The organism is Serratia sp. SSNIH1, from assembly GCF_002935055.1.
In the GTDB taxonomy this organism is placed as follows: domain Bacteria; phylum Pseudomonadota; class Gammaproteobacteria; order Enterobacterales; family Enterobacteriaceae; genus Serratia; species Serratia nevei.
In genome coordinates, this window is the sequence record NZ_CP026383.1 from 3,724,666 (window position 1) to 3,739,777 (window position 15,112).

Consider the following 15,112-nt stretch of genomic DNA (forward strand, 5'->3'; position numbering starts at 1 on the left):
CTACTGCGGATGCGGCAGATCATGTGCCAGGAACCATTGCTGGATGGGCAGCAGCGGAGCTGCGCCGCTCAAGGCCCCCGTTTCGCGCTGAACGGTCTGGATACCGCCAACGGTTTGACGGCCGAGCAGAGTGTCGTAGAACGATGCGATGGTGCGATACGTCAGCAACTCTTTCAGCGTGACATCCAGCTGCAATTCGCGTCTTAACCGCCCCGCCATTTGGATACTGGCGATACTGTCGATGCCCAACTGGAACAAATCCGCCTGGGTACTGAGTTCATCCGCCGGCACGTGCAGGATCTCGCCCCACAGCCGACACAGTTGATGTTCACGGTCGTCACGCGGCGGGCAGTAAGTCGCCTGCTCTTCGGCTGCGGGTAGCGGCAAGGCGTTGCGATCCAGTTTGCCATTCGCCGTCAGCGGCAAGGCATCCAAAGCGATAAGATGCGCCGGTACCATATATTCCGGCAATTGTTCAGCCAGCCGCGAACGGAGCATTTTCTCGTCAGCGTTCGCTTCGCCGACGTAATAAGCCACCAGCATCGGTGCCGGCTGCGCCATCACCAGTGCCACGGCCTGGTGGATCCCGCCGCATTGCAGAAGCCGGCTTTCAATCTCCCCGAGCTCAATGCGATGCCCGCGCAGCTTGACCTGGAAGTCGTTGCGCCCCAGGAATTCGACATAACCTGCCGCATGCCAGCGCCCTAAATCTCCCGTCTTGTATAGGAGTCCGTGACGAGGGTGCGAAATGAAACGCTCCGCCGTGAGCTGTGGATTTCGCCAATAATTTAATGCCACCCCCATCCCGCCAAGATAGAGCTCACCGGTCACGCCAACCGGACACATCTGTCCCTGCGGATCCAAAACATAAAGCGTCTGATGAGGCATCGCGGTGCCATAAGGGATGGAACGCCAGGCCGGATCGATCGCCTCTATCGGGTACCAAACGGACCAAATGCTGCCCTCGGTCGCCCCGCCCAGGCTGATGCAGTCAGCGTGCGGCCAAAGTGTGCGCAACGTCTCCGGCAGATTCAGCGGGATCCAATCACCGCTCATTAAAAACGCGCGCAGCCTTGGCAGTGAGCAGCCCTGCCGTGCCACGGCATCGGCCAGCAGCCCGGCAAGCTGTGGAACGCTGTTCCAGACGGTGACTTCACGCTCAGCAAGCAGCGGCAACCACCGTTCCGGATCTTTTACGCTCTCTTGAGCCGGTAAGACGATCTCCGCACCGACGCTAAGCGCGCCGAAGATGTCATAGACGGAGAGATCGAAGCTCAATTCAGACAGCGCGAACAGGGCATCTTCAGCGGTCAGCGAGAGGCGTCGATTCACCGCTTGCAGCGTATTCACTGCGCCACGGTGATCGATGGTGACCCCTTTTGGCCGCCCGGTGGAACCGGAAGTGAAAATGACATAGGCCACATCGGCGGCGCTGACGTGCGGCAAGCCGAAACACGGTGGCAAAGCGGTCGCCTCATCCAGCATATCCTCGATGACCAGAAGTTGATAACCCGCTTCGCTCAGTGTCCGGATATCCACACGCGCCGACTGTGCCCGGGTCAGCCAGAGCTGTTCTACACCGGCCTGTTGTAAAATATCGGCGATGCGCCCCGCCGGCCACTCCACATGCAACGGTAGATAGCCCTTGCCGGCCTTCATGATCGCCAGACAGGCACAGACCTGGGCGTAGCTTTTTTCCGCCAATACGGCAATCAGCGGCGCGGATGAACCTACCCCCTGCTGCGCCAAAGCATCGCTGTCTTGTTTCAATTGGCCATAGGTCATGCCGATCGCCGCTTCCCCGTCATACACCGCGATCGTTTCTCGATGCCGTGCTTGCGTCGCCAACAGATCGAACGCGCTGAACAGGGTTTCTTCACTGAGAGGCTGAGTGACGGCATTTGCCTGCTGCATCATTTCTCTTTGTGCTTCAGGCAAATAGTTTTCGCATCCCACCGGCATTTCCCAAGGCTGCTGCGCTAATAGCGAGATCAGCCGGCAATAGGCGCGATTCAGATGCGCAATGGTTTCTTCATCAAACAGCTGTTCGACATAAAGCCACTTGCTCATAAAGCGGCCATCGACTTCAATAGCCTGCAGGTCGATCCAAGCCTGAGAGGTTTGCGCACACCAATATCGCTGCTCGCGCGCCTCGCTGTCTTCCAGATACGCCTGTTTATCCCAATCGCCGGTTTGTTGCCCTACGACGCCAGTGAAGACCAACGGCGACACCGCCGAATGGCGATCCAGACCGTGCAGTTTCACCAGATCGCGCTGCACATCCAACCCGCTGTACAATGCATGCTGAATGTCGTCCCACATGCGCTTATGCGTCGTCTCGATGGTGGTGAACAGGTCCTCGCCGGCATCGCGAAAATGGAACAGGTTGGTCGAGGTAAAATCACCCAAAATGTCGTTTACGTCCTCGCAAACCGCGTAGCGGTTGAACAGCGTCATGGTAATGAGAAACTCGCTGTTGCCGGAATATCGCGCGATGAGGTAGCCATAGAGGCTCAGCAATACCGACGAGTATGAGACCTGATAATGCTGCGCTTGCCGTTTGAAATCCTGCCAAATTTGTTTGTCTATATATAGCGTATGCTCTGCAAAGCGCGGGTGTTCAACCGTGGCCGACGGCACCTTGAGCGGTAAGTTTGGCCGCAGCGGCATATCGGCCAGCTTGTCCTGCCAATAAGCGCAATCTCGTTGATACCAACGGGAGGCCTTCAGGTGGGCCAGATGCTCCTGGTAGTCTTTGAAGTTCACGGTTGCCAGCGGCGGCAAGACATTTCCCCGATACAGCGCATTAAGCAGTTGATACAGCGCCAGACGGCTTTGCACATCCAGCAAAATCAGATCGAGACTGATATGCAGCACGTCGCGATCGCGCAGCCGGCTGATTTCAAAAGTGAACAACGGGAAACGGTCGACCTGATAGACCTGATGGGACAGACGCTTGCGCGCACGCGCCAGCGCGGTAGCCTCATCGTCGAGGCGCAGATCATTCACCGCCAAGGCATAATGGCCGGCCTGCGACACCGAAATGAAGCGCTGAGTCATGCTTTCCGCGTCATACACGGTGCGCAGCACCGGACAGAGGGCGATCAATCGGTTAATCGCCAGCTCCAGACGTTCGTCATCAAGGCGCGGATAAACGAACTCGTTGTAGATGTGGTTGGCGACGTTGCCGATCTCATAGTTTTCAAAACGCCCAACCAGGTAGGCTTTCTGAATCTCGGTCATGGCAAAGCAGTCGCCGTTTTCGGCACCGCCCTGCAGAGGTAAATGCTGTAAGTCGCGTTCATCCGCAACATTGATGAAATCGCCAAGGCCGTATTGGGTTCTTCCCTGCCGTTCACAGCACGCTATCAGCGTGTCTATAGCCGCCTCCCAGGCCTCCAGCAACTGTTGATTTTGCTCACCGGACAGACCACTGACGACTTCGAGCTGCAACCGACCTTGCTCTATGTAGCTAAAGAGCGTAATACCGAAAGGCAAGCCGTTGTCAGGATGGCGCGTCTCACCGACCGGCGACATGACCAGCGCCCAATCCTTTTCATCCGGCGAAGTCAGCTGTCCCAGGTAGTTGAAACAAACATTGGGCAGCGGCAACCCTAGCTCACGGGCAAACGCGCCAAATCCTACGCCCTGATGAGGCACGCCGCGCAGTTGCGCTTTGGCCGCCTGCAAACGCATTGCCGGATCGGGAGAGGATGAGAGCGCACAGGGATAAAGTGACGTGAACCACCCGACGCAACGATGAACGTCCAGAGCGGCATCAATCTCTTCGCGTCCGTGCCCTTCAACGGTCACATGGGTCAGCTCTCCGTTAAACCAGTGAGCGAGCATGCCGTCTGCACACGCCAGCAAACATTCGTCGATTTTCGCATTGAAGGCACGTAAACCCTCGGTTTGCAGCGCCTGCGTCACTTTTATTGATAACGCGAGGCGGCTGCATGCCAGCGTAGCGCCGCGCGCAGCCGGCAACGCAACGTGGCGGTAGTCCGCCATCCTGTCCCGCCAGTAAGACGCCTCTTCCGCGTGATTGGCACAATATTGCTCGAAGTGCTCAGTCCACTGACGATAACTCGTTCCCTTATCCCCAAGGCTTTCACCGTGGTAGGCGTTCGCCAGATCGCGAGCCAGAATGCCCCAGCTGACGCTATCGAGCACCAAATGGTGGCAAGCGCAGAAAATACGGGCTCGCCCCTCGTCAAACCCCGTGACATAACCAAAACGATAAAGCGGCCCGTCGGCCAGATCGATATCGCTTTGCCATTCGGTCAGCACGGCGGACAGGGCCTCTTGCCATTGCGGCGCCGAGCGTTCGACATGATGACACCGCAGTTCGATGGCGTCCGTCATCGGTTGATAGCCTTGGCGCCAATGCGACGAATCCTCAGACGTAAACGTCAGGCGTAGCGCATCGTGATGTTGAATCAATGCGTGCAGCGCTTCGCGCAGGCGTTCGACGTCCAGCGCCGGCACATCCAGCAGAAACGCCTGGTTCCAATAACTCGGATAAGGGAATGCGCAATCAAAGAACCAGCGTTGGACAGGCAGCAGCGGCAGCTCGCCAACCAATACGCCCTGCTCCCGTTTACCTTCAATCATCACCTGCTGCTGATGCTGAGCGAGCCGTAAATGGAGTGCATGCACGGTTTTGCTGGCGAACACGTCTTTCACCCGGATCGATACGCCCATCGCCTGGCGCAATTTGCTCACCAGCTTGATCGCCATGATGCTGTCCAGCCCCAACTGATACAGGTTAGCCTCACAGCTGAAATGCGCTTCATCGATCCCCATCATTTCCGCAACAATGGCGGCGATCTGCGCTTCCTTCTCCGACTGCGGTGTGACACGTTCCTGTACGACCGGCAGAGACGGTTCAGGAAGCGCACGCCGATCCAGTTTGCCATTCACCGTGACGGGCCATTCTTTCAACCAGATAAAGGTCTCCGGCACCATGTACTCGGGCAAGGCGGCGGCAAGAAAGTGTTGTAGCGTCGCCTCCGGCAACGGTGCCTGCGCCGTGTAATAGGCCACGAGGCGGGGATGGGGCTGTTGATAAACCAGCGCCACCGCCTGGCGCACCAAGTCAAACGCTTCGAGATGCTGGGCGATTTCACCCAACTCAATGCGATATCCGCGTATTTTCACTTGAAAATCATTGCGGCCAACATAAACGATTTGCCCATCATTCCGCTGATACACCAAATCACCGGTTTTATACAAACAGGCATAGTCATCCGTCCGCTCATCCCATTCGGTGCAATACGGATTGACGATGAATTTCTCCGCCGTCAGCGCCGCTTTATTCAGATAGCCGCGCGCCAGTCCGACGCCGGAAAGGTAGAGTTCACCCACCGCACCGGGCGGCAAAAGCCGCTGCCCTTTGTCCAGGACCAACACTTTCATGTTATCAATCGGCCGCCCGATCGCGACGTTATCTATATCCGGATCGTTACAGTCGAAATACAGCACATCGATGGAGGCTTCGGTTGGCCCATAAAGATTGTGCAGGGCGATATGAGGCAAACACTGCTTAATCCCTTTGACCTGGGTCAGTTTGAGTTCTTCACCGCTGCAGAACACGTAGCGCAAGCTCGGCAAGCTGACGTTTCGATCGCGCTGAATACCCTGTAACGTCTCGGTAAAAGCCGCCAGCATTGATGGCACAAAATGCAGTACGGTGATGGTTTCGCGCTCGATCAGTTCAATCAGATAATCCGCGTCCTTGTGGCCGTCCGGATCGGCAAAAACGATGTTGGCACCGTAAAGAGAGGCCCAAATCAGTTCCCATACAGAGACATCAAAAATGTACGGCGTTTTTTGTAACACCCGATCGGCTGCCGTCAGCGGATAGGATTTATTCATCCATTGGATACGGTTGATCAAACCGCGGTGCGTGCACATCACCCCCTTGGGCTGCCCTGTGGTCCCGGAGGTATAGATGACATAGGCCAGATCGTTCGGTGATATCTGACGCGCCATGTTTTCATCGCTCAACAGCTCAAGCTCGTGGCGCAGCGATTCATCATCCAACACCACCAGCCGCCGCCCTGGCGCCGCCACCCGGTGTCGGTAGGCCTGATGGCAGATAATCACCTCGGCCCGGCTATCTTGTAGAATGTAATCGAGACGATCGTCGGGGAATGCCGGGTCGACAGGCAAATAGGCGGCCCCCAATTTCAGGATCGCCCAAATACCGACCAACAGCTCGACGCTGCGATCCAGACACAGCGCAACGCATGCGCCATGCCCCACCCCGCGTGCCGATAAGGCGGCCGCCAACTGATTGGCTTGTAGATTCAACTGGCGATACGTCAATTGCCGATGCCGATCCGCACAGGCGATATTGTCCGGCGTCAGCGCGACCTGCGCTTCCAATAAAGACGCAATATGCTCATCTTCTGAATAATCGCAGTGCGTGTCATTCCATTCGGACAGCACCTGCCGACGCTGGGCTGGCGTAATTAAATCGATTTGTTCGAGCGGCGTCTCCCAGGATTGCCGATCAAACTGGCCCAGCGCATAAACCAAAGCCTCGAGAATATTGCGAACGTAGTCCTCTTCGTAACGATTCTCCGCCGCGGTTAACGTGAAATCGATTTGACCGTCTCGTTGAGCGGCAAATAAGGACATGCCAAACTTTTCCGCCAGATCGGGATAAGGCTCCAGACGATATTCCACACCGGGGACGGCGATATCGCCGTTTTCAAAGTTATGGAAGGTAAACAGCAGCTGAACCAGTTCATTGATGCGCACCGCGCCACCGTCGATCTCCGGGGCCAAGTGCCCAATGTTTACCCACGGATGTTCCTGCAACTGCAGAATATCGTGCTGAATGCTTTTGACATTGCTCAACACGCTTTGGTCTGCGCGCAATGCGGCGATGACCGGCAGGGTGCTGATAAACGGCCCAATGGCGCGGCTGAACGCCTCGGGGCGATTCATCACTGTCAGTCCAATAGGGAAATCGCTGTCCTGGCCGCTAAAGGTCCGTAATACATGGGCGAACGTCGTAAACAACAGAGAATAGAGCGTCAGTCCCCGTTCGCCGCATGCCTGCGTCAAACGCGCGACAACCTCCGACGTCAATCCTGCCTGCACGGCAAAGGCACGATTCTCCACGCCAGAGAGATGGCGCTGCCGCAATGCCGGCGGTTCTGCCTGATTCAAACGGGCGGCCAACGATGTTCTGAACGCCTGAACATCATCTTGCCGCACCCGCCACTGTTGATATGCGGAGTAATCCAGGTACCCCGCTTCAGGCTGCGCCGATACAGACGGTGTGGCGTACGCACTCAACAGTTGATGAGCAAAATGCTGGACGGAAGGAGCATCAGACAGCATATGATGGTGAACGCACGCCAAAACGGCCTCTTGCGTCTCAGCCCGCACCAGCAGCACAAAGCGCGCAAACTGCCCTTCCGGCATCGGGAAGGTTTGTTGTGCCAACGCCCGTTTCTTACTTTCCAGCTCGGACCAGGAAATCCTTTCTACTTCCAGTGCAAACTGCTCAGGCGCCAGAAAAACGCGCGTCATATCGCTATCAATCGACTGACGCAACAGGGGCTGATGCCGTAAAAAGTTTTGCAGCGCGTTCCGCAACCGCGCGATATCCACCTGCGGCAATCCAATGAACAAGGGTACCGTATAGGTGTACGGCAAGCCGTCGATGTCGCTTTGCAGATACATGCCTTGCTGAATTGAGTCCAGCGCAAGTGGCCAGCTACTTGGCGGCAGCCTCAGAAAAGACTTTTCCTTCGCGAGCTGTTCGCTGGTCACGCCATTGTCCTGTAACAGCGTCAACAATTCGTCTTTGCGTGCCGCTACTTCAGCCTTCAGATCGGCATCAAAGCCGATATCCTTGTCGACAGAAAAACCCAACCGATCGTCCGCTTTGGCCCACAATAAAATGTTATTTTTTTTCAGGTTGTTCAATAAATCCGTCAACATCATTACAGCGCCCCTTCTTCTCTGCCGTTGCCACAAGGTTGCCCGGCGACCCACGCCGCCATTTCCTGAATCGTATTGTTGTTGTAGAGGTCTTCCAGACGCATCTCGGTTCCCGTCGCGAGGCTGATCTTGCGTACCAGTCGCATAGCCAGAAGCGAATTCCCCCCTTGAGTGAAAAAGCTTTGGTCACAACCGATTCGCTCTTCACGCTTGTCCAGAAGCTCCGCCCAAAGTCGGCGCATCCGTATCTCATCATCGCTGCGCGGAGCCAGACATTCGCGGTGCTTGACGACTTTCGGCAAGCGTGATGTATCGACCTTACCGTTGTTAGACAAGGGGATTTCCGGGATCAAAGTAATGTGCTGCGGCAACATATAGTCCGGCAAACGACGCGCCAAATGCCGTCTGATCGCCTGGGTCATCGAGACAGTGAGCGCAGGAACGTCAAAGGCCGGTTCATCTTCGGCCCGCGCATACCCTATCGCCATGCTGCACAACGTGTCCTCGGCCGGCGTGACGCCAAGAATGCAGCCGCCAATTCGCCGCTGGGCGGCGAGCGCGCCAAATCGCTGCATCATCCAGCCACTGGCCTGATAATGACACGCGTTCTTAGCGCCATGGACCTGCAACAACACCTGAGACGACTGCAACACCCCGTACACGTCTGATGATTCGGCCAGCACGGAGGTCTCGCCGAGGCAATAGTGTCGCCCTGACGCGCGAGCGACATAGGCGCCCCCCTCGTTTTCCATCACGCTGAAATCGACGCTGACTTGCGGCGGTGAAGTGACGGCGCAAGCGCCGAGATGGATCCGACACGCTAATGCGCCCTCGTCAGGTGAAACGGCGTCAGCGGGCTTGACGTAATAAGCGACGCCCAAAGACTGGAGATGCTCAGTCAGCAAGGCCAACATGTGGCCGACTTCGATCTGCGCCAAAGCGAATGCGCGCTCGGCATATAACGCGGTGATGGTTTCCCACCGAACCACCAAGTCCAGATAAGGCCCGGTGTGCTCCCCCGACGCTTCTGCCTGGTATAGATGCTGTTCCAGCGGATGGTAGTAGTAATAACCCGCGGCATATTCTCCCATCGCCGCCGGGAGCCCGAGATACACTTGCACCGCATAGAGGCTGCTGGCGGAAGGATAGCGATATTTTGGCAACGCGCGCTGCGGCGAACGGAAAGCGGCGCAGACGGCCAACAGCCCGGCCAAAGATGCAGGCGGCAGCGCGCTTCCCTCTTGCGCCATCTGTTGCGTCAACCACCCCGGCAGCGCTTCGTACAGACTGCTGATGGTTTCGGCGGATAACGCCTCCGCGGTAAACTGGCGAGTGCTCTTGCGGGCACGGTAAACCGTTTCATCCAGCGGATAGGGTATCGCTCGCGAAGATTGCAGATCTTGACGTAACGCCGGCAGCGAAAGCACGAATGCGTCGCGGTTAGCAAAATAGAGCGGCACCGGCTGTTGCGTCTCGGGAACAACGTAAGCCATGAGGTCACCTTCGCTGAGCCGCACGATCGTCTGCCGGATCCCAGGTAATTGGCTCAAGTTATTCTCGATATCCTCCAGCTCCACGCGATAACCGTTAAGCTTGACCTGGGCATCTCTTCGGCCGAGGAACTCGATATAGCCTTCCGCCGACCAGCGGCCCAGATCGCCGGTTTTGTACAGGCGTCCATAGGTTGGATGATAAATGAAACGTTCTCGAGTCAGCGTTTCAGCCTGCCAATATCCCTGAGCAACGCCGAGCCCACCGATATGTATTTCTCCGGTTACGCCGAAAGGACAAGCACTCCCCCACTCATCCAGCACCCACATCTGTTGATTCGGCATGGCGACGCCATAAGGAATGCTTTTCCACCTCGCGTCTACCCGTTCGATTTCATGCCAAATGGACCAGATGCTGCCCTCTGTCGCGCCCCCCAGGCTCACCATCTTGCCGTCTGGCGATTGGGTTTTCAGGCGATCGGGCAAATTGAGCGGCAACCAATCGCCGCTCAACAGGAACAGCCGTAACCGGGTTAGCGCCCGCGTCGCAGGTTCGACTTCGTCAACCAGCAGGCCCGCTAATTGCGGCACCGAGTTCCAGAGGGTCACGTCATGTCGGCGCAGCGCGGCCACCCAAGCTTGCGGTGCTTTGGTCTCACGCTGGGAAGGGATCACCACGCCGCCCCCCACAGCCAACAAGCCAAACAGATCGTAAACGGACAGATCAAAGCTCAGCTCGGACAGCGCCAGTATCCGGTCTTCCCGACCGACCGACCAACGTTGGTTAACAGCCAGGATGGTATTGACCGCCCCCTGGTGATCGATCGCTACCCCTTTCGGTTTACCGGTAGAGCCAGAGGTAAAAATAATGTAGGCCAGATCGTCAGCCCTGACGATCGGCCAGGCAACCTCCGTCGACGCACGTTCCTGCGCCGGCGCCACTATCTCGTCGAACACCAAAATCGTGATATCCGAAGGCAACGCCGACAGCTCATGTGCCAGGTCATGACACTGCTGAGCAGAGAGCAGCAAGATATCGCACCGGGCTTGCTGCAGAATGTCGCGTATGCGCTCCCATGGCCATTCGATGTGCAACGGCAAATAAGCGCCGCCGCTTCTCATGATCCCAAGGGTTGAGACGGCCTGCGCATACCCTTTCTCCAGCAGAATAGCGGTAATACGCCCCTTTTCGCCCTTGGTATGCCGCAATAGCGCACGCCCCAGCGTATTGCTGTCCTGTTCCAGCCTGGCGTAGGTAAAGTGGCGTTCGCCCTCGGTTTCGATCACCGCAATGCGCTCGGCCGTTTGCGGCGTTTCCAGACTGGAAAGGAACAACCCGTGCAGCGTTTGCTCCGACACCGTACTTTGCGTGGCATTCCAGCGCATGACCGCTTCCGCATGTTCCGCCGGCAGTTCAGGCTGCGGGAATGACATGGTTTCTCAATCGTGTTCTGCCACCCATCGAATCAGAGAACAATAGCCCTCGTGCATGGCCTTGATGGTTTTTTCATCAAACAATTGTTCGACATAATCCCACTCGGCAACGAACCCTTCATCGTTTTCGTAGGCTTTATGGTCGAGCCACACCTGAGACGTTTGAGAGATCGCGTATTGAACGCCGCGATATCCTTCATTAAGCGGCAATTCAAACATGCTCGCTTTATTGTTCATGCCAAGCACGCTGGTCAGCACCACCGGCGCGATAACCGTATTGGCGGATAGATTCCGCCGCTGTTTCAACAAACGCTGTACGTCAATGCCGTCAAATAAATTATTATCGACGTCATTAAGCAAGGTGCGGTGGATAGCCGATAGCTGCTCGCTCATCGCAACGCCATTTTGACGTTGGTAATTGAACAGGCTTAAAACGGTGAAATCGCCAATAATTTGCTCGACCTGAGAATGTAACGGCAAACGGTTGAACAGCGTTAAATTAAGGCAAAGGCTCTCTTGACCAGACCAATAACATAACGTTCTGCTGTAGAGCTCAAGGATCAGAGCGGTCGGACTAATATTGAAGCGCTGGCATTTGTCGACGATCTTTTGCCAGCTCGACATAGGTATCGTCGCAGACAAACGCCGGAAGCTCGGCTTATCGATCCTGGCGGGATGCGCGGCCAGCGGTAATCCGGCCTCCAGCGTATAGTCATCGATTTTCTGCAGCCAATATTGCTGCGCCCGCTCAAATAATGCGCCGCCGCGCAGGCGCTCGTACTGCAGCTGATAATCGCGGTAGCTGATGTCCAGCGGCGGCAGCACCAGATTTTCGTCGTGATATAACGCAATCCACTCGCCGAATAATATTTCAAAACTGGTCATGTCAATGATAATGGCATCAAAGCTGACATGCAGAAGGTATTTCCCTTGATACTCGCTCAGGAAAATATCGAACAGCGGATAACAATCCGGTTTGTAAACCTTGTGCGAGTACTCGGCGCGCAAAGCCAATAGCTCGTCTTCATTTCTCAGGGGGTGGTAGCCTATTTTGTAATGCGCTACCGCACTTAAAAATCGCTGTTCTCCCTCTTCAAATACGGTGCGCAACGCAGGATGGCGTGCAATAAGTTGATTATAGGCACGCTCCAATTTGTCGTGATCAATATGGTCGAAAATAAATTCATTATAAATATGGGTGGAGACCTCGCTGAGATCGAAACTTTTCATTCGTCCCAGATAATAAGATTGCTGAACATTATTCAGCGGAAAAGGATGGTACAGATGGGTCTCATCACATTGCGCAATCTGGTAGTCTTGGTAAAGAAAACTGCCGCGCCCGGCGGCCACCAATGGCGTTAACCTGGCCACATTTTTTCTTTCGAAAATATCTTTAACTTTCAGATCGCACTGAAGCGTACCGTTTATGCGATTTACCAAGCGAATGGCCGACAGGCTGTTGCCTCCCAAAGCAAAAAAGTCGTCGGTAATGCCGATTCGTCCGCTTTCGCTCCCCAATACATCCTGGAATAGCTGGCACAGGCATCGCTGGAACTCGTTTCCCGGCGCTACGTAATGCGCTTTATCTTGCGCTTGTACCGGCGGCAAGGCTTTACGATCCACTTTGCCATTCATATTCAAGGGGATCTCAGGCAGGTACATATAAGCGCTGGGGAGCATGTAGTCCGGAAGCAACGTCACCAGATAATCCTGCAATTGCTGGCGTGCCACCGGCGATTTGGCCTGATAATAGGCAACCAGGAACGCCTGTTGTTCTTCCTTGGCCGGCTGTAAATTTACAACAACCTGCTGCATCCCGGGGTAGGTTCGCAAAACCGACTCTATTTCACCCAGTTCGATCCGATGTCCCCGCAATTTTATCTGGTTATCCCATCGGCTGAGGTATTCAAATCTGCCGTCGGGCAAACAACGCACGCGATCGCCCGTCTTGTACATGATGCGACCGAACCAGGCTGACGGCGTGCTGGAACATATGTTCGGCAAAAAGCTTGCTTGCGTCTGACGCGCATTGCCGTAGTATTCGCGCGCAACGCCCAACCCCGAAATATACATTTCCCCGATCACGCCGGGAGGAAGTAAACGCCGCCGTTCGTCCAAGATAAAGCACTGGGTATTCGCCAGCGGGCGCCCAATGGTGACGCTATCAACCCCAGGCAACAGTTCATCCGCGGTAGACCAAACCGTCGTTTCGGTTGGCCCATACACATTCCACGCACGCTCGGTGTTTTCTGACAACCAACGCGCCACCGCATGCGGCACCGCTTCCCCACCGCACAATGCCCGAACGGGTAGCGTTGTCTCGGCATATTGCTGCGCGACCTGATGCCAAAAAGAAGGCGTCCCCTGCATCAGGCTCACGGAATGACTCGCGATAAACTGCGGCAAGTCATTATTCGCCAACAACGTCTTCTGGTCGGTTAATACCACCGTGGCGCCAAACATGAGCGGCATAAATATTTCCAGAGTTGAAATATCAAATGCCAACGTAGTGATCGCCAGAAAACGATCCTGATGCGTCACAGACATGCGTCGAGAAATATCGCTGGCGATATTCACAAAGCTGCGATGTTCTACGGCAACCCCTTTAGGCTTACCTGTCGTTCCCGAGGTGTAAATAATATAGGCCAATGCCGAAGCCTCAGCCTTGGAGGGGAATTCGTTGCAACCGTCGGCTCCAGCGAAAGGAGAAGCGGCATATTCACGCCAATCCAAATAATTCAGCCCTTGCGGCAGGCTGCCGGCTGACTGAGCATGCGCACCGATGATTAACGCCGGCTGGGCATCGGCCAAAATAGAATAGGTCCTCACTACGGGCGCATTTTTGTCGATCGGAATATAGGCGCACCCCAGCTTAAGCACGGCCATCAGGCATACTACCAACTCCGCCTCACGCGGCATCATCAAGGCAATTTTGTCGCCTGCCGCTACCCCATATTGCCGTTGCAGATAGTCGGCAAGGCGACTGGCCTGTTGCTGCAGCATTCGATAACTGAGCACTTCATTTTTCGTTATCACTGCAGGGTGATCGTTAAGCGCCCGTGCCTGTTGTTCAAACATCCCGACGATAGTCTGTCTCGGATATTCACATTGCGTGGCATTAATTTTCGCATAATAACGTTGGTAGCTATTTTCAGACACGCCGGTCAACGCATCTATATCCCCTTCATTACGCATGAATGTGGCGAGCGCCGCCATAAACTCATCGATATTAGCGGCTACAACGTCGAAAAATGGGTTTTCGCCATAAAATTGCAAACTGAGCGTACAGCGCGTGCTGTTCCATACGATCCTGACCGGGGCCGCTGCCGTGTCGACATCCCCCTCATCCATGATGACATCCACGCCAACCACAGATAAAAAACGGCCGTCATGATGGGATTCGTAGAATGGGTTCGCCGGGTCCCCCTGCAGTACCCGCACTAACCAAGGAGAGAGATCGGCGTATGTTTCCCCTCCGTTGAGTAACCGTAATACTTTGCTGCTGCGTTGCCTATCTTGCAATTGCAGTGCATAAAGCCCAGGCCGCCGTGCGTTGAGCAGAAACTGCAACTGGAAAGCCAACAGCAAAGCCTGTTGCGGCTGCGCAACGCCATCGATCGTCCGTTGAACCACTGCAGCATCGTTAACGGCAGACACTTCATCCCTCAGGTTGAAGCAGCCATAACGCAGTTCGTCGTTTTCCAGCGCTCGCTGCTCTTGCTGTACCCTCTGCTGGGCAACCAGCCAATCCGTAACTCGGTTTGGCCCTTCGGGCAGAGCAATATCCAGATCTTTCGCCTCACGGCTGAGCATGACCACGCCATCGATGAACAACTCGCCCAACACCGCCTGCGACAACGCTCTGCGGGCTTCCCGCCAATGCAGCTCACGCTGAGCTAACGCCCTGATATTCCCATCTTCTTCAGCATGAATCTGGAACAACACATTTTGTCGATCGGCGAAAACGGCTAACCGGACGATGGGGCCTCTCACCGATGCGCTTTCTTCGAGACAGAGCTCATAGTCGATACGCTGATCGCCAACGTCGGAATAGCAAAAGAGGTTGTGCTGTGAACCTGTCCAGCGCGTTCGCTCAGCGTCGCTCAGACCGATTAAGTAGACAAAGTGGCCGGCATCCAGCAAGTAACGGACAATATGGCTGCGCAACGGTTCTACGGTATGGTTGACGAGAATGTTCAGAATCTTCATGGATATTACTCTTTTGG

3 protein-coding genes are annotated in these 15,112 nt (G+C 55.5%); all 3 read right to left on the reverse strand.

Annotation, left to right across the window (positions count from 1 at the left end; genetic code table 11):
- Genes C3F38_RS18010 through C3F38_RS18020 form a run of 3 tightly spaced genes read right to left on the reverse strand, consistent with a single transcriptional unit; the run spans nucleotide 1 to nucleotide 15,095 of the window.
- Nucleotides 1-7,965 (reverse strand): non-ribosomal peptide synthetase, encoded by a 7,965-nt coding sequence (locus C3F38_RS18010; RefSeq protein WP_104456924.1) that lies wholly within the window; start codon nucleotides 7,963-7,965, stop codon nucleotides 1-3.
- Nucleotides 7,965-10,886 (reverse strand): amino acid adenylation domain-containing protein, encoded by a 2,922-nt coding sequence (locus C3F38_RS18015; protein WP_055316378.1) that lies wholly within the window; start codon nucleotides 10,884-10,886, stop codon nucleotides 7,965-7,967. Before C3F38_RS18015 ends, C3F38_RS18010 begins: the two co-directional genes overlap by 1 nt.
- Before the next feature lie 6 nt (nucleotides 10,887-10,892).
- Nucleotides 10,893-15,095, reverse strand: coding sequence for a non-ribosomal peptide synthetase (locus C3F38_RS18020; protein ID WP_055316382.1), 4,203 nt, complete (start codon nucleotides 15,093-15,095; stop codon nucleotides 10,893-10,895).
- Between the last annotated feature and the right edge of the window lie 17 nt (nucleotides 15,096-15,112).